Genomic DNA, 17,694 nt, shown 5'->3' with positions numbered 1-17,694 from the left:
GATGAGCCTGTGCTCTTGGCTTGCTTGGTCAAGAGGTCTAAAGCAGAAGCTGTGAGGTCATATTCCTCCACAATTGCTGCTCTTGATATCCCGTTTTCATAAACTCGGTTGTGAACGTGCGTCGTTTGTTGTTTAGGCATTGTAGAGATCTGCTCCTTAGCATGTTAGGTTATATTCTATAAGCTCTTATTTTTCTGTCCAATTAAGTGTAGCCGATCCAGTTTATTAATAGATTAGCATCTACCCCCTTTAGCTATTTTATTGAATCTGTGTGGTTTTCAAATTCCCTAATGTATTATTAAGTATTTAGAGTTAGAATATTTTCGAAGAAAACACTAATTTCTAGGAGGTAATTTATGGAAAGTCGAAGAGTTTGGAGAAAGATTACTTTATGTTTTCAAGTTTTTCTCTTAATTTTTATCATTGCTTCCCCAGCACCTAAAGCAAACGCTAATCCTGCACTTGCTCTTGGCGCAGTAGAAACAGGAGCAATAATGTTTTGGGGTGGTGCTGTTCTTGTGGCAGCTGCAGGCACTGCCGTTGGACTTGATCCTCAAGTGATGGATAATATCGAAGAATTTGGAAAAACGGTTTGGAATGAAGCAGACGAATTCACAAGAAATGCTATAACAGCCTCTGTTCAAGGGTTTGAGTCTATTTGGGGAACAACAAAAAAATATAGTCTTCAATGGAACTCTACAGCTTATACATATCTAACTGATAAATGGAATGAATTTTTTGCTGCAGGTGCCATGATTGATTCATCAACAGGAAAGATTACATCGGTAGTAACCAACACATCAGTTATAGCCCCTTCCAGTGTGTATCCACCCGAAAATTTTGATCTAGGAAAAATCTTCGAAGAAGGCTATGAACTTGAGGTAGTAGCAATTAGTAAATACGGATATATTACATATGTATATTATGATCATGTTTTTCATAGTAGAAAACAAAAAGAAATAAAATATGATGATAACGGCAATGAATTAATATTTCCTAATGCATTAGTTGCATATAATTGGTTGAAGGAGAACCCTCTCTTTCAGTACAAGAAGACACTCCAAACTGCTGAACCTATTTTTTCGGATAGGAGAACTTCTAAAGATATAGAATATAATCCTCTATTTTATCCCTCTATTTTTCCAAGTACTATAAGAGTGCCCGCCCTTAAAGGTGTGGTAAATGATTATGGAGAAGTCATAAGTTATGACACTCCTAATATCGGGCGAGTCGGTAATTCTATTATGGGCGATATAGCCATAAATTATCCAACTTATGTTGGTGATACTGGAACCTTTACTAAAGAGGATGCTATCTTAAGCCAACCTGTTATAAAAATTGAAATAGATAAAAAAATAGCAGGGCAAATGGAAAGAAGAGGCTGGACTGAAGACTCAATTGAAGACACAGTTAATGAACCTCATGAAACAAGTGAGGCAACAAACAAAGCAAATGGAGAAGACGCTACCGCATACTTTAATGAAGACGGGAGTTATGTAGTAGTAGAAAACAATTCGGAAAAAGTAATACAAGTAAGTAATAAAAATGACCCGTTATGGATTCCTGACAGTACCATTAAAAACCCGTACATTCCTAATGGAGGCAGATTAATGAGCCAAGAGAATTTACTTGAGGATAAAGCAATCATACGAGGTGGTATTTCTTTATTTAGTACGAATGACGCTTTGGAACTTGTTCAGCTATGTGAAGATAAAAATTATAATATCCTAGGTATTGATGCCTTCATAATAACTGATACTACTACTCAGCCAGTAATGGAACATAGTGTTGACTTCACCTATAATAGTAGTTCAAGTGGAAACTGGTCAGAAGCGAAAGAATTCATTCAACAAAAAGCTGATTATAATTTCGTGTTCGAAATTGTTTATAATTCGGAAGCAGTAACTAGTGAATACTATTCACCTTTTGATTTGGCCGCTTATAAAGCAATGATTAAATTCCTAGAGAACTCTAAAAACGATTATTCTGATATTGATTCATTGTTAGAGTATATAAAGCTATCAGATAACGGATTACCTCTCAATTCTGAAGTTTGGCAAAAGTGGTTAAACAGTTTGTAGAAATAAAAGAACGATACAATAAAAAGCCCACTAACCAATATGATATGCTCCCTTTATAGTAGAAAAAACAAAAACTTCTACTTCTACTGAAGTGCACCCCTTAGAATAGACATTGGAAAACCCCCTGGGTAAACCGATGAATTCTAGGGTGGTGTATTTTTATGTAAAAAAGGAAAAAAATTAAAATCGTATTCTGAGGAAACCAAAGCAGAAGCTATTCGATTGCATGTTGAGGAGAAATGGACCTATCGGCAGATAACCGAACATCTTGAAATTCAAGATAAGGACAGAGTGAAAAGGTGGATGCGGAAATACCGGGAACAAGGGGAGTTTGGTCTGCTGGATCAAAGAGGAAGACTCAAAGAATATGTGGATCAGAATCGTTATATTCAACAATTAGAACGGTAGAACCGTATGCTAAAAAAAGTGTTTGAAACTGGATTATGGCAGCAGGTCCTCGATAATCCCAATTAATGGAGGAATTCTTTTAAATGATGTAGTTATATAAGTTGAACTAATGTATTTCTATGATGCTATCAGATTCCATCCGTACGCAAAGACGGTCAATGATTGCTTGAGGATTTTCCATTACCTTATTCATGAAAGAGTGGACGTTATTCCGTATCTCAGTCACCGTGTGGTAGAAGACGTTATTTACATCTGCTTTTAGCCACTTCCATAATCCCTCAACAATATTGAGTTGTGGACTGTATGGCGGGAGAAACACCAATGTCAGTCGCTTATGCTCTTGAAGAAAAGTCTCCAGCAACTTGGCATGATGGATTCGGGCATTATCTAAAACCATGGTAATGGTCCCCGATGGATAGGCGTCCGTGACCTTATTCAAGAATTTCAAAAACGTTTCAGCCGTATACTCCTCGTCTTCATGCCAGACGATGTTACCAGTACAATAATCGAAAGTGGATAACAACTTTACGCCGCGATATTGTTTTCCAGTTGTCCGAATCACTCGTTGCTTGCCCTTCTCGAACCATGTTCGCTGGAGCGCTTGATAATCGCGGATCATGCTTTCATCCTCAAACAAAAGATGACGAATTTCGCCAGTTTCATCCCTTTTTTAATGTTGGAAACGTTTCTTCGACAAAATGCTGCTGTTTCACAGGATCTGCGGCAGCAAGCGTATACGTCGGTTTCGTGTAACTCATGCCTGGAGTGCTACGATAAAAATGCAGTCGAAAAACCCCCTCGTATGAAATAAAATGAAAGCTGACGAGGGGATGAGAGACAATGAATCGGTACGACAAGGCATTCAAAGAATAAGCAGTAAGATTGAGCGATGAGATTGTCCTACTATACTTTGCAGGAATGGAGAAAGCGAAGAACCCTGCATGGCGATCGAGCGCATATCGGGAGCGGACGCGCTTATGCATCTGCCGATAAGCCTGCGCGTGAAATCGAATTAGAAAAAGAAATCGGCGAGTTGCGCCGCGCGAATGAAATTCTTAAGGATGCACTGGGTTTTTTCGCAAAAGACCGGAAGCGGTAAAGGCATGCCAGCTCTATGCTTACATCCGTGAACGACGGGATCAGTGGACTGTCAAGGAGATGTGCAAAGTACTTGCTGTTAGCGAATCGGGCTATTACCGTAGCTTGAAGCCCACACCCAAACAGGAGCGGCAGCAACTTCTTCTGGTCAAAATCAAAGACATCATTGGAGAACATGAAGACAACCATAATTACGGTGTCCAGCGTATTCTGCTGGCGCTATCACAAATAGTTCCATTACATTGAACAGGTCGATTATGGTCAGATACCACCATGATTGACCTGTTTTTAGTTTATTTTGGAGTATTTTATGGGATTTATACTATAAATTGGGTGATAGTTAAATTGAAGTACAAGAGGGGGACGAAAAAACTCTGAAAGTTAAGAGTATCATAGGAAATTTATTGCACTACTGATCTTTTTCATGATTTTGCAACAAATGCATCCATCATCTTCACGGTTCGACAAATTTCTCATAATCTGGATGGTATAATTCCTTGATGGTAATAATTAATCCTAAATCGACAACAATTTTATCTATCCAATCAGCATATAAAACATAATTATTTCGTAAAGGTAGGCTATATCAAAAAGAATATTGCTCCTAAAAATACTTAATAAGAATTAAAATTTATTCTATTTTAAAGGGGTTTGACCATGTCAAGAAAACGTTACATAAGGCTAAAGAAAACAAAAAGTCTAGTAATTGCTTTGCTTGCGCTAGTAATGATATTTAGTTTATCCGGAGTTACTTATGCCACAGGGACACCGGTCCGAGTCGTCGTCGACGGAATCAAATACCCGATTGAAGAAACGACTCCGTTTACGGAAGGGGGGACCACCTGGGTGCCGCTTCGTTTTGTTTCGGAAAAAATGGGGGCCAAGCTGGATTGGGATCCAACGACGAATAGAATCGGAATCAGTAAAGGGGATAAGACGATATCGCTCACTGTAGGTTCGTCCATGGCTCAGGTGAATGGAGAAACCGTGATGCTCGATGCGCCCGTTAGGCAAGAGCAAGGCACGACGATGATTCCGCTTCGGTTCATAAGCGAGCAACTCCATGCCGAGGTCACCTGGGTTCCTTCCTTAGGAACGGTGAACATTCTGATGCCGGACAAAGAGATCGGCGCAACGGATCCATACGGACGAAAGATTCGGACAACGAATCTTCCGAAGAATCATCAGGAGTTTCCCTATATTCTGGAGGATATTCCGAATGAAATGTATGAGATGAAGATCGAATTTGCAAATGCTTTTGGCTATACGCCACCAGCCAAGCTTTTGGAAACGGATCCCGAATTTACCAAGGAAAATATCGATATATGGATGGATCACATTGTCAAGTTTGGAGATTTATCATTAAACATCGATTATAGGACCCTGGATAACCAATGGGTAGATGATATGCTGGAGCATATTCTAGAGCAATCCCAAGGGACAATTTCAGGAAATCTTAAAGACTATGCAGCTTGGGTGAAGGAGAATCATATCATTATAGAGGGTCATATCGAGCCGGAACCCTCTATGATTTTCTTTGACAACTGGGGGAAATACTATGTTCGTTCGAAAGTAAAATTTAAGATTACGTCATTTGGTGAAGCAAAATATCTTTTATATAACATATTTGATGACCATGAAAAGACCCTTAAGAAAAATGTATGGTACGTAGGATACACGGATATTGAGATGTTTACGAATGTATCCGGTGTTTGGGGTGAGACACTTAAAGTTGCCGGAAGAGCAGATGTGTTGGAACATTCTAATCTCAAAATATTAAATAAGTGATTCTATTATGAAACAATTATATAAGAAACTCTGGATTATTGTTTGCATCTTTGTTTTAGTTTTTCCCTATCTTGGGACGAATACAGTCTATAGTGATCCTACTAATCCGGTAGACGCAAAAATAGTAAATGGAGCCATTGAATTTAATATAACCTCTACGGCAGCAAGTTCTTCCATTCGATACAAAACAATAGGATGGACGGTTCGTAGAGAGAAAGCTTGTACCTATAAAAGTAACGGTAAGAAGGATGATTGTAATCCAAGAAAAGATAACAATTATGTTGGATTTGAAGGAAGTAAGGAAGTTAAGCAAATTAAGCAAGATCCTCCAGATCCCAAGCCTGGGGAGCAAGTTACCACTTATTTTTCCGTCCCAGAACCACTAGTCTCAAGCGGACTAAAAGCTCATAATATGGGCGACGTTAAAGATGGGGACGAAGTTTTCTTAAGTGCAATTATGATCTCAATTGACAAGAACGGAAATAAACGAAGCGGGCCCTGGTATACATTGGCAGACATTAAGAAAGCAGAAGGATGGGCTCATCCCGAAGATCTGGATGATTATTTTGATGTTAGAACTATCTATAACAGCGCTGAGTATCCTATAAGGCATGTGTATGTCAGAGAGAGCAAGCAGGACCCCAAATCTCCTTTCGATTGGGATGATCTTAGTCCAGCAAAACCTGGAGCCACGGTTAGATACGAGATCAATAATGGGGACGGAACGACTACCGATCCCAATGGAAGAGAGTATACAATTGTAAAGTCTTATCTAGCACCCATGGATAAGCCAACCGAGCGTAAATTCGAGGTGATGGCCGACGGAACTGACAAAGTTTTTAATAGAAATTTTACCGTGGATTTAGGAGGCACTTACATCGTATCGGTATGGCGGGAGAAATGTGAAGATGAAGAAGGGGGATGCGGTTCACAAGGAGGTGGAGAAGGGGATTGCACCTACACCATACAACCCCCTTACGAAGCTGATATTCGGGCAGCTTCTGTGATGGACCCTGAGGCAACGGGGGTTATTTTGGCGGATGATAGTGCCAACGATAATATTCACTTCGATGCTAGACAAGCAATCCCCACATCGGAATATTTGTATGCCAATGCCTGGGGTTTAAATTATCTTTTTCAAAATGAGTTTGCCAAAATGGAGGGAGACATCGTCTATCAGTGTACGGTTGATGTAACTTATCCTACTAAATGGGAAGAGGAGCAGGATCCTATACCTGGGCCAGATGGGGAAATGATTCCTCAGGATCCGATACCTCGAACAGGCACCCTGGACATTACCTACGAATTTGAATTAGAACCACGGGAGTATTCCTATTGGCAAATAAACCAGTTGGAAGTCTATGAAATTGATCAGGCTATCATGGAGAATTATGCGTTGCCGGGCGGAGAAGTTACATTGTACCCAATCGGTTATGATCCACCGACGATCGATCTATACAACAGTACTGACGTCGAGGAGCATGTTTTTCCGAAAAACACAGGTACCATCAGTTTTACTCCACAAGAGATTGATGGAGGGGATCAAGAGCCCACAGAAGCGGATGCTCCGGATGATACGGAGGCTCTGAAGGCGATCGCTGAATCGCAAACGGAAGACCCGGATGTAAAAAACGACTTATTTAAATTTAATGACGAAACTATTATGGACGATTCCGAAGTAATTCAAGATGGACCAGAACCGTCAGAAATTCCATTTCCAGAAGTAATTGGCGACAATGTGCTTTATGAAGGTGGGCAGTGGATTAGCAGTTCACTTTTGAATAAGTATAGGGCGGAAAGCGATGGAACAATTTATTATGATTTGCTGCCGGAAAACGTTGATGGGGGCAGTGACAGTAGAGAATTTGCCATTAATGGGATTAACGATGTCACTGTCCATACCCCCGTGGTCAACTATTCATCAGTCTCCGACGACCAGTTGCATAATCAGAAGACGAAGCCGAACACGGCCCGGGCGGCCTTGATTCTGGAACGGCCGTTTACAGTCCGGATTCCAACCAACGGACAGCATATCGATGAACGTCAATTCCCGGGATATGGCGACAGGAACTATTCCAAGTACTTCCGGACGAAGCAAGTATTGTTCCCGTTCGATGTGTACACCGAAGATAAGACCCAGTTCATTCCCCAATTTACCTGGATCGACATTCCTGTAGACCAACTGGATACGACATTCTATTTACCGGTGTGGGTGGATGAAGGAGATTATCAGGTATATTTCCGAAATATAGCGGAAAATTCTCCGTATGATTACAAGAATCAGGGGGAACCGGATTTCAATGAGGATTTGATTCATCATATGGCAACCGATGAGGTGTCCGTGGAAGTAATCGGGCGGGTGTACGATTTTCATGTAACGGATATCGCCGATTACAACTGGGAACCGGTGTTCCGGACCGGGAAGGGCAGCACGGAATTACGCGGACTCTCCTACTGGATCGGCCAGAGAGGCATCGACGGGGATCCGCGCGGGAATAGCTCGATCTATACGTTGCCTATCCATCCCGGCAGCCATCCTCTCAAAGGATATAAGAATGTTGCGATCAAAACAGGGTACCACTTCAAGTTTGACTTCAAGACGAAAGGGAATATGTTTGGCCAGCTCGATGGCATCCGAATTACTCCGAGCTTTTACTATGCCCCGAAGAGTGGTACCGGCCAGAATGGAACCGAGCGAATTCCCGTTGATTTATACTACAAGACGAATACCCGACAGTTTGTGAAGATAGGTTCGCCGGAGGACCAGGTCCAGCGTTATGTGATCCTTAATGACCGGATGAGAAATGTCCCGACCGAAGAGCTGGGGGATACGGCCGCTTACAAGTTTGCGAAATACGATATTTTCGGGAATCTGACGAAGCAGCAGTATGTGAAGCAGTATCTGGAGAAGTTTACGAAGCAAAAAACGCCGGTGGGCGGTTACAGCTTGCTCTTCATGCCCGAACAGCTGCGGACTTTTATCGGGCCGAAGAAGGACATTCCGGAATCCGTCGATAAGCTGAGAGCGAATGCGTCGATTCAAAAATGGTATGGGGAATACAGTCTCCCGGCGGATCCCTATGTCGTCGAAGCGGGAACGAATATAGCGGAATACGGGCGGACGCATGGGGGACTGGATGAGAAGTCGCCGATCTTTTTGAAAGACGGGTATATTATCGTGAACTTCAATATTGAGACGATTCGGGACGATAACTTGAGCGAACCTCATCTGCAGTATATTCATGCGCCAATGATGAATCTGAAAGAGGGTAATGACAAGAAGCGGGAGAACCAATGGGAGATGGAAGGCTATCCGGCGGTGATCCGCGATTCGTTCGGGCATCCGTTTAAGTTGGAATACGGAGATGTTGCTTTCTACCATGCGGACAAATCCAGCAGAGACGATTTCAGTTCCCAAGTGCCGCAGTAAGCCTAGGTAAAAGGCCCTCAAGCTTTGAGGGCCTTTGTTTCTAAACCAGTTTGTGGGAGGAAGACGGTTGAAAATTGAACTGGATGCAAGCAGTTTACAAAAAACAGGCCAAACGATGAACTCCGCCTACTTGAATATCGACCAATTTCGAAATGCCTTAAGGCAGGCGATGGAAAACTTGACACTGCAAAGCCGCGCACGGGGAGATGTGGATGGAGCATACCAGCAAATTGATCAGCGGCTTAGGGAACTTACACAGGAACTGGCGGAATGGTCGCAATTCGTTCTTCGCAAAGGGGATCAATTTGTATGGGATGATGCTTCCGGTAAAAAGCTTGAGACCGGGAAGGCTTGGAGCTGGGTAAGCGGCCTGGGAAAAGCGCTGGATTTTTTACCAGTTATCGGATTTAGAGAATCAAGTGAACTGCTAGATCCATGGGTACTTGTTCAGTTGCTGTTGTTTGGTCAAATAGGTAATCTTGTTGCCATAGGCGCAAAACTCGTGGACTTTTTGGATGAGGATGTTGGGGGGGTTCAATTTGTTACGCGGAATGCAGCTTTAACGAACCATGCGCAACCGATTGACCAAGAGGAGATAGGCGAGCCGAAAGTCAATGAGAGCAATCTGGCGATGCTGCTGCAACAATATGAAGATGAAAAGGGCTATACTCTTTTTCGGGGAGAAGTAGTATATAAAGATTTGGCGATGGAGCAAGTCCCGCTATTTTTGAAATTTGCGCTGGATAAAGGATATGACCCCGACACCTTCGAATACCTCGAGTATAGGGACCGGTCCGAAGCATACCGTAGATGGGAAGAAACATTGTCCCGGTTACAAGAGGAGCAGCAGGTTTATAATGAACATTTGCTCGATGGATTCGAAGTACTGGCGTTTGGACGGGGTTTTTATACTGGATTGGAGAATAGCGTGAACAATACTACGGATCAAGTGATAGAGATTGTATCACACCCGTTGGAAAGTGGAAAGGCTGCATTGCAAGGAATAAAGGAGATCTGGATTGATCTTAATGAAGAAGCCGGAAAATTCGCAGATAATCCTCTAGGATACTTAAAACAAACGGCAACGAATCAGTGGAACAACTATAAAGACCTGTACGAAGAATTGAAGGAGCTCGAGCCAAGCCAGAGATGGGAGCGAATCGGTGGAATCGTAGGCGAAAATGTCCTAGGCGTAGCAGCCAGTTTTATTGGAGGGGGACTGGCTGGTAAAGCATTCCAGAAGGTATCCATTGTTGTCAAGTCGAAGATAGATGTAGATGTGCCGGTGAAGGATTGGGTTCCCGAGAAAAGTAATGGGACTTACTCTACAAAGTTAGATGAGACAGAGAAGATGGTTGAGAGGACGGGAGATGCTGCTTCGAGACTAACTAGTGGTAAAGGTATCTATACCCAGTATTCAGGAGGAATAAAGCAAGCAGCTAAGGAAGATGCAGGTGCAGATTTGCTTGCAGAAAAACTCGGCGGACAGTCTCGAATGATATTCAATAATGACCCTAAAGGTCGAGAATTTGATGTGATTTCTGACCAGTACATTGGTCAAACCAAAACTTCAATGAATAGTCTAAGTTCCCAATTTAGGGAACAAGCAAAGGCAACCATTGAAGCTGCTATTGAAACAGGTAGGCAGGCGTACTTTCATTTTGAGACAGCACCTGCGGATAAAGTAATTAGACAATTAAGAGAATATGAGAAGAGATACGACGTTGAGATTATAATTGATATCTCGCCATTTTAATGAAGGACTAGAGAGGTGAAAGTATGTATCAATACCATGGTTGGGCGGTCATTCTAGAAAGTACTGGTGATGAGGCAAGTAATGAAAGAGAAGTAAATGTTCTTGATACAGTTAAAAAGTATATTGAAGACTTACAGCCGAATGTAGATGTGTTAGACATGAAGGCGATAAATGGACAATTTCACCTTTGGTTGACGGGATTGTGGAATCGTGAGCCTTCATCAAAATTTAGTCCAGTGGAAATAATGAAGAATGTAGGAATTATTGCACCTGGCTCTTATGGTATGCTCTATGTTTTTAATGATGAGCACCCAAAACATTTTAATGAGTTTAAGGTTTACGTTCTAACGAGAGGTAACATTGAAGAAAGAGACGATCCATTTTTGTCTCCATTAATACCTGTTGTAGCTGATGATTCTGAATTATAGAATCATCAAAAAATATTATAAGTTGTTAGAGTGGTTGTATTATAATCGGAGGGGCTACCCAGTGCCGAATGAACCCATCATTCACCGACGTTGCCCGCCTCGCATCACGCACCGTCTATTAAGCGGGCGGGAGATAACGAAGCCAAACAAATTTAGCTTTTCATGCCCGCTTGAAGATTAAAACGAATCGGTAAATCATCCATATAGTGTGACGAGATGTGGTAATTTAATCGAATACATTTGGGAATTACCCTTACTATCTAAGCTGTCTTGCTATTCATGGATTACTCCCGATGTGACAAATTCAAGATAGGGAAAAACGCCCTATGCCTCTGTATGTCTGTTGTGATTCCTGCCTGTAGAGTGTCTAACCTATAAGGGAAGACAACTTGAAAGGAGAAATCATTCATGAATCATCCAGTCAAAGAATGTATTCAGAAGCTAGGACTTACACATCGTGCGTTTGTTGTCCTGTATGACATCTCATGGGAAAGGTTTCGTAGTTGCTTGTATGGCTACACTGATTCCATCCCCCGTGCCATCCTGAATGTCATGATACAGAATGGCTATGATGAGCAGGAAGCACAACGGCAGTATCTCTTATGTAGGAAATGGAGCGTTCAGCAAAAGCTAGCCGCCCCCGCCGCTACAGAAGGGAGGGCGAATACATGGAGCGACCACCGTTAGATACCGCCCTAGCCCTAATGCGGCGGGAGAACGTGCTCGGACATTGTTCAGATGATATGGACGAGCTTGTCGGCATCTTCGTCAAACATTTCAAAGACCCGATGTCACAGGAGCAAGTCGAGCTAAGTCTTGCGCATTACCTAGCTAAAACAAAACACAACGATTTCGTTCATCGGGATTAAGTCTTAGCAAAAGTTGCTCAATTCCTAAATCAGTATGATTGGCGGCTATCCGACGATCATATAGACTACTACCATAAATACTTGCCGTTGTTTGGCTAACCTGTCCCCCGCCGTTGTGCGTGCTCTTTTTTTGCTGTTTTCGTCGGGATATAAAAAATGGGGGGAGCGGGGAGTTCGAGGCTTTACGATCTCAATCATCTATATATCTATTCGTGATTCAATAGATTCCTGGTTCGTGGTATCCGATTCCTACTGTCTATTCTGATACTTGCTTATCTACTCTGAGCTACTGCTCTTCCTCGTATTCTATTCTTTATCTTACTTATGTTGTTCTTCTTCCTATTATCTATTCTCTACCAGTGTCAGCGTTCATTTCAGTCTCACCCCCCGCCCGCTCCGCAGGCGGGGAGTTCACCTGTGTGAAGGGAGGACAACAGAGCGTTCCCCCTCTTGCGAGGGAGAACGACTAGGCTGTGTGAAGTTTTAGGTATCCCGAGCCTACGAGACATCTAGCGCACCCAGGTGTAGCTTTACTGCGCAGTTAGCTTGAAGCTACCACTCTGTCAAGGTTCCCTGTCCTTTCGGACACTACGACGGAAAATCTGGGGAAGTGAAGTAAGGCATCACGTCTTACTTTGCCAAAGGCTAATCCTCCGCTTCTAACGCGACTTCGTTCAAGTAATAGGAAGATTTACATGACCACATTCGGCTGATGAACGCCGAGGCATTTTTTAACGTGTTCTTCTGCGACCACGTGTAGAGCTTCCATATTCAATTCAGTATCTAATCAGACCTGTTACTTACTCTATACGACTAGACTAGGACAGAGTTAAGAGGAACCCATCAACTTTATATAAAATATTCGCGCAGGAATCACGCCGCCCCTGCGCCCGCGAGGGCGGTTCTTGTTACGGCTTTTAGCCAGTTGAGTGCGTGGAACGCGCGAAACAAAAAACCACCCGCTATGCGGGTGGAGGGATCAAGGGTTTGACCAACAAGACCATTCCAATAAAATTGAGATGTTCAGGCTCAAAAACGAAAGGAATGGTCTTAGATGGCAAACAAGAGCTATAGTCTACCTCACACGAAGTGGATGTGCAAATACCATATCGTGTTCACCCCGAAGTATAGACGGAAAGAGATCTATAATCAAGTGAGGAAAGACTTGATCGAAATTTCCAAGCGTTTATGTAAATACAAGGGAATGGAGATCATAGAGGGCCACATGATGCCAGATCATGAATATGTTAGTGGCAATACCTCCGAAAATCTCAGTATCATCATTTATGGGATATCTGAAGGGAAAGAGCTCGTTGATGATATTCGAGAAGCACGCAAGTTTGAAGTATAAGTATGGGAATCGGAAATTTTGGGAGGAAGGCTACTACGTCAGCACCGTAGGCTTAAATGAAGCTACCGTCGCAAAATATATACGTGAGCAAGAAGCACATGATCAAGCAGTTGATAAGCTGAGTGTAAAAGAGTACGAAGATCCATTCAGCAGTATCAGTGGAAAGAAGAAGTGAACCAGTTTAACTGGTAGGTGAAAGTGACAAATTACACTGAGCCTGAACAATTCATTGTCAGGCTAGCGTCTTTAGGCGCAGTTTGGCAACAGGGGGTTATACCCCAAGAGCAAACCACCCGTTGGACGGGTGGTTATGATTATATAAAGTCAAAAGAGATATTTTCAAGAATTATCCTTTTCAAACAACTAACGACATATTGCGACATATTTCTCAAAAGGGGAATGTTATAATTTTCCTATGACCATAGACTTAGGAAAATATCAAATATCAAGAGGGACGGGCGTGCCGGGAACGCGAGATACTTCTATGGCTAGTCCAGCTGGGTGCAAATAGGAGGATGACGGTTTGAAGATCGAATTGAATCCGGAAGATTTGAAGCAAACCGGGAAAACATTGAAAACGGCGGCCGGCGAAATCGAAGATATCCGGTCGGATTTGCAGCGGGCGATGAATCGGTTGACGCTGGAGAGCCGCAGCCGCTCCGACGTGGACGGCAATTTTCGGAGAATCAGCCAGAGTCTGAACGAGCTGAATGAGCAACTGCTGAAGCTGTCCGATCTATCGAAGCGGAAAGGGGAGGAATTTGCGGAGGACGACGCGTATGGTCAGAAGCTGAAAACCGGGAAATGGTGGGAACTCTTCAAGACGGGCGTCAGTATCGCGCTCGATTTTGTCCCGGTGATCGGGAACGCGAAAGGGGTCGTCGAAGCGATCACCGGCCGCGATTTAATTACCGGCGAGAAGCTGGCTGCGTGGGAACGGCTGTTGGCGATTGCCGGCCCGCTCGGTAAGACGGTGCGTAACGGGGCCAAAGTGCTAAAGGTTGCCGACGAAGCTGTCGGAGTCGTGAATTTTGTGGCCAAGCATGGCGACGAGGTCGCCAGTGTATTGGGCAAAGTGGATGATGTGGCGGCGGAAGCGCTCAGCCATGGGGACGACATTGCCAACGTCGTCAGCGGTACAAGCAAGGCCGGTGATGCGGCAGGCGACGCCGCGAAGCTGGCCGATACGGCGGCGGATACGGCCAAGGCCGGGGATTATGCTGAGACGGCCGCGAGAGCTGCGGACGGGCTGAGCGCTGCGGAGGCGGCCGCCGCCGTCGCTGTCGGCGGCGCAGGAACTGCCGCAGCGGTGGCTGCCGGCATGTCCAAGACGGGCAAAGCCGCCGATGCGGCCGGAGAGGTGGTCAGCGATGCATCCAAGGCGGCCGATCAGCTCAGCGATGCGAAGAAGGCGGCGTCCAGCGCGTCGAATGGGGTAGATGCCGCCAAAAAGCAGACCCAGGATCTCCCGACCCGGAACAATTGCAGTATGACGGGCGACCCGATTCACATGGGGACGGGCGACCAACTGATCAGCCATACGGTGCTTAAGCTGTATGGCGCAGCGACGTGGCCGATTATCCTCCAGTACAATTCGGGGCTTCTGCAGGTTAGCGAAATGGGGGCGGCGTGGACCCATAACTATGCAATGTCCCTGCAATTTGGAGAGGAATCTTCCGCGGAAAGCCCGAGCGTTATCACGGTGTTTTGGAACGCCGCCCGAAATAACAAGTACGAGCTCGGAAGCGACGGGATCTACCGGACGAACGACCTCGATGCCAAGTTCGACGAGCTGCACCCGGTTTCGGACGGCTACAAGCTGTTCCACCGGAAGAAACAGGAGACATTCCTGTTCTCCAAAGAGGGCCGGCTGGTTGAGCTGGTCAACGTGGAAGGCCAGACGCTTCGGGTAGAGCAGAACGAGCCAGGGCTCACGGAGCGAATGACCGATCAACTGACCGGCAGAATCCTAAATTTTACCTATGATGAGCGTGGACTGCTTATCGCGGTCCAAGATGCCAAGCGGACTGTGAGATTCGAGTATAACGAGCATCGCCACATGAGCCGGCTCGTGGATGCGAACGGACAAGCCACGGACATCCTTTGCGACGAAGACGGCCGGATCCTAAAGGTGGCGACGGACGGGAAGCTGGAATTCGAGAACACGTTTGACGTCTATCACCGGATCGTGGCCCAGAAGGATCCGAACGGCCAGATTTCCTATATGGAATATGATACGGAATCGCTCCCGGGACAAATCGTGACCACCTTCACCAATCCGCTGGGATACCAAACGCGGTATGTCCATGATCGCGAATGCCTGCTCACGGAAATCGCCTATCCGGACGGCAGTAAAGTCAACTATACATACAATGAGCATGGTCAGGAAATAGGCTGCGCTTACTCGGACGGACGGATCGTCTCCCGCCTCTATGACGAACGAGGAAGACTTATCCAGTACATGGATGAGCTTGGGCATCAGACTCGCTTTGAGTATAACGAGCGGGATCAACTGGTGAAGGAAATCGATGCCGAAGGTCATGAAACGAGCTATCAATACGATGAACGGCATCGCTTGGTGAGCGTGATCCGGGCGGACGGAAGCAGCTCGGAAATGGGATACACGGCCGAAGGGCAGAAATCGTTCTACCGCGATTTTAACAGCGCGGTCCGCAAGTTCCGCTATGGAGCAAACGGAGAGCTTGCCGCCTGGGAGGATGCGGAAGGGCGGCCGAGCGAGGTCGCGGTGGACGAAGCCGGGCGGATCGCGGTGGTGCGAAACGCGCTCGGCGAGGCATTCACACGCGAATATGACGGCAATGACAACCTGATCCGTACGCAGGATGCGCTCGGGCACACCTGGGAGTATCGGTATGACGCCGACGATCACCTGATCGGCAGCAAGGACCCTTTCGGGGCGGAAACGATTTACACCTATACGGCTTCCGGGAAACCGGCGAGCGTGACGGACCCGCTGGGCCACACCACGGAGTACCGCTACGATGCCGCTGACCGGCTTGTAGCTGAGATCCATCCGGACGGAGAGCAAACGACACTCGAGTATGACTTGGGCGACCGGCTGATTGCGGTCATCGATCCGCTGGGGAGAAGAACACAGTACAACTATGACGCGGCAGGAAGATTGCAGGCGGTTATTGACGGGGAAGGACGCCTCGTCAGACAGCTGACGTACGATCCGGCGGGGAACCCGATTGCCGTCACCAACGGGCTCGGTCACACCACGAGCTACCGGTTCAACCAAATCAACCGGGTGACCGAGGTCAGCGACGCTTCCGGACGGGTGACGCGGTATAAATATGATGCGCTCTCCCGGCTGACGGAAGTGGAGGAAGCGGAACAGGCCCACTACCGTCAAGAGTATGACGGGGAAGGGAGAGTCACGGCTTACGAAGACGGAAACGGCAACCGGACCGAGCTGCGTTATGACCGTACGGGTTTACTCCTCGAAGAAAAGAACGCCTCGGGCCACGGGATCACGTATGCCTACGATCTGCAGGGACTGTTGGCCCGCCGGATGAATGCCCGGCGGCAATCGACCGCCTACCGTTACGATGTGGCCGGACGGCTCATCGGTCTGGAGGACGAAGCCGGTGATATCCGCATTGATTATGATGCGAACGGACGCGTGACCTCCCTGACGGAAGGCGAAGCCGTGATGTCCCGCGTCTATGACGCCGCCGGACGACTGGTCTCCAGCACGGACACGCTGGGATATACGATCGGCTACAGCTATGATGCGGCTGGCCGCCTGACGATGCTTACCTACCCGGACGGCAAGCAGGTGCACTACCGCTATAACGCGGCCGGCGAAATGGTGGAAGTCAAGGACTGGCGCGGCCGGTTGACCCGTTATAGCTATGACCAAAGCGGCAAGCTGATCGAGACTTGCCGAACCAACGGGAGCAAGGAGAAGCGGACGTATGACGCCGCGGGGCAGCTGATCCGCATTCAGGATAGCACGGCCCAAGGAATCATGCTGCAGCAGTTCCGGCTTACCTATAACGAGATCGGCCAAATCATTCAGGAGGAAGACAAGCAGTATACGTATGATAAGCTGCGGCGCTTAAGCAGCGGAGCGTTTAAAGGGCGAATCGTCAGCTACGAGTACGACCTGGGCGGCAACCTGACCTTAACCCGAGACTCTTTGGAGGGTAACGCCTCTTCCTTCCGTTATACCTCCGATAACCGGCTGCACGCCCTTGGGGATTATCCGGTGGAGATGGATGCGGACGGCAATTTGCTCTACAAGAGCAACGGGGAGAGCATGGCTTCGTATGAATACGACGCCCGTAACCGCTTGGTAAAATCCGGGAAGGCGCGCTATACTTATAACATGCTCGGCAATCGGACCTCCATGAGTTGGAGGGGCAAGACGACCCAGTATGTGGTCGACGACCTGGGCGAGCTCAGCCGGGTGCTGATGGAACTGGACGAGGAAGGGACGCCGAAGGCTTATTATGTCTA

Annotated in this window: 8 protein-coding genes and 3 pseudogenes; 10 read left to right on the top strand and 1 reads right to left on the bottom strand. The window is 46.1% G+C overall.

Annotation, left to right across the window (positions count from 1 at the left end; genetic code table 11):
- Positions 1-356 precede the first annotated feature (356 nt).
- Together V3851_RS00055 and V3851_RS00050 are read left to right on the top strand one after the other, a co-directional pair.
- The gene (locus V3851_RS00055) at positions 357-2,081 is read left to right on the top strand and encodes a colicin E5-related ribonuclease (protein WP_331844452.1); all 1,725 of its coding nucleotides are present in this window, start codon (positions 357-359) and stop codon (positions 2,079-2,081) included.
- A gap of 189 nt (positions 2,082-2,270) precedes the next feature.
- Positions 2,271-2,489: pseudogene (locus tag V3851_RS00050) on the top strand (helix-turn-helix domain-containing protein); the annotation flags it as partial.
- Between the two features lie 106 nt (positions 2,490-2,595).
- Here V3851_RS00050 and V3851_RS00045 read toward each other — a convergent pair.
- Positions 2,596-3,250: pseudogene (locus V3851_RS00045) on the bottom strand (IS630 family transposase); the annotation flags it as partial.
- 128 nt (positions 3,251-3,378) lie between these two features.
- Here V3851_RS00045 and V3851_RS00040 point away from each other — a divergent pair.
- The 8 genes and pseudogenes from V3851_RS00040 to V3851_RS00005 all read left to right on the top strand — a co-directional run.
- The gene (locus V3851_RS00040; RefSeq protein ID WP_331845271.1) at positions 3,379-3,588 is read left to right on the top strand and encodes a hypothetical protein; all 210 of its coding nucleotides are present in this window, start codon (positions 3,379-3,381) and stop codon (positions 3,586-3,588) included.
- A gap of 656 nt (positions 3,589-4,244) precedes the next feature.
- On the top strand, positions 4,245-5,375 hold the full coding sequence (locus tag V3851_RS00035) for a copper amine oxidase N-terminal domain-containing protein (RefSeq protein ID WP_331844451.1): 1,131 nt from the start codon (positions 4,245-4,247) through the stop codon (positions 5,373-5,375).
- Between the two features lie 7 nt (positions 5,376-5,382).
- Positions 5,383-8,805 (top strand): DUF5704 domain-containing protein, encoded by a 3,423-nt coding sequence (locus V3851_RS00030; protein WP_331844450.1) that lies wholly within the window; start codon positions 5,383-5,385, stop codon positions 8,803-8,805.
- A gap of 67 nt (positions 8,806-8,872) precedes the next feature.
- The gene (locus V3851_RS00025; protein ID WP_331844449.1) at positions 8,873-10,561 is read left to right on the top strand and encodes a restriction endonuclease fold toxin; all 1,689 of its coding nucleotides are present in this window, start codon (positions 8,873-8,875) and stop codon (positions 10,559-10,561) included.
- 23 nt (positions 10,562-10,584) lie between these two features.
- A complete protein-coding gene (locus V3851_RS00020) occupies positions 10,585-10,989 on the top strand; it encodes an Imm7 family immunity protein (RefSeq protein WP_331844448.1) in 405 nt (134 codons plus the stop codon).
- A 668-nt stretch (positions 10,990-11,657) separates the two neighbouring features.
- Positions 11,658-11,858, top strand: a complete 201-nt coding sequence (locus tag V3851_RS00015) for a hypothetical protein (RefSeq protein WP_331844447.1) — start codon at positions 11,658-11,660, stop codon at positions 11,856-11,858.
- A 1,054-nt stretch (positions 11,859-12,912) separates the two neighbouring features.
- A pseudogene (tnpA, locus tag V3851_RS00010) lies at positions 12,913-13,384 on the top strand (IS200/IS605 family transposase).
- A gap of 348 nt (positions 13,385-13,732) precedes the next feature.
- The coding region (locus tag V3851_RS00005; protein WP_331844446.1) for a pre-toxin TG domain-containing protein at positions 13,733-17,694 on the top strand (3,962 nt) is incomplete at its 3' end.

The organism is Paenibacillus haidiansis (genome assembly GCF_036553665.1).
GTDB classification, from domain to species: Bacteria; Bacillota; Bacilli; order Paenibacillales; family Paenibacillaceae; genus Fontibacillus; species Fontibacillus haidiansis.
This window is presented reverse-complemented; position numbering and strand designations above follow the sequence as displayed.

What these genes read in the sequence shown, in the direction of transcription:
- V3851_RS00015 (WP_331844447.1), top strand. Translation starts at nt 11,658, where the DNA reads ATGGAGCGACCACCGTTAGATACCGCCCTAGCCCTAATGCGGCGGGAG.
- V3851_RS00020 (WP_331844448.1), top strand. Translation starts at nt 10,585, where the DNA reads ATGTATCAATACCATGGTTGGGCGGTCATTCTAGAAAGTACTGGTGAT.
- V3851_RS00040 (WP_331845271.1), top strand. Translation starts at nt 3,379, where the DNA reads ATGAGATTGTCCTACTATACTTTGCAGGAATGGAGAAAGCGAAGAACC.
- V3851_RS00035 (WP_331844451.1), top strand. Translation starts at nt 4,245, where the DNA reads ATGTCAAGAAAACGTTACATAAGGCTAAAGAAAACAAAAAGTCTAGTA.
- V3851_RS00030 (WP_331844450.1), top strand. Translation starts at nt 5,383, where the DNA reads ATGAAACAATTATATAAGAAACTCTGGATTATTGTTTGCATCTTTGTT.
- V3851_RS00055 (WP_331844452.1), top strand. Translation starts at nt 357, where the DNA reads ATGGAAAGTCGAAGAGTTTGGAGAAAGATTACTTTATGTTTTCAAGTT.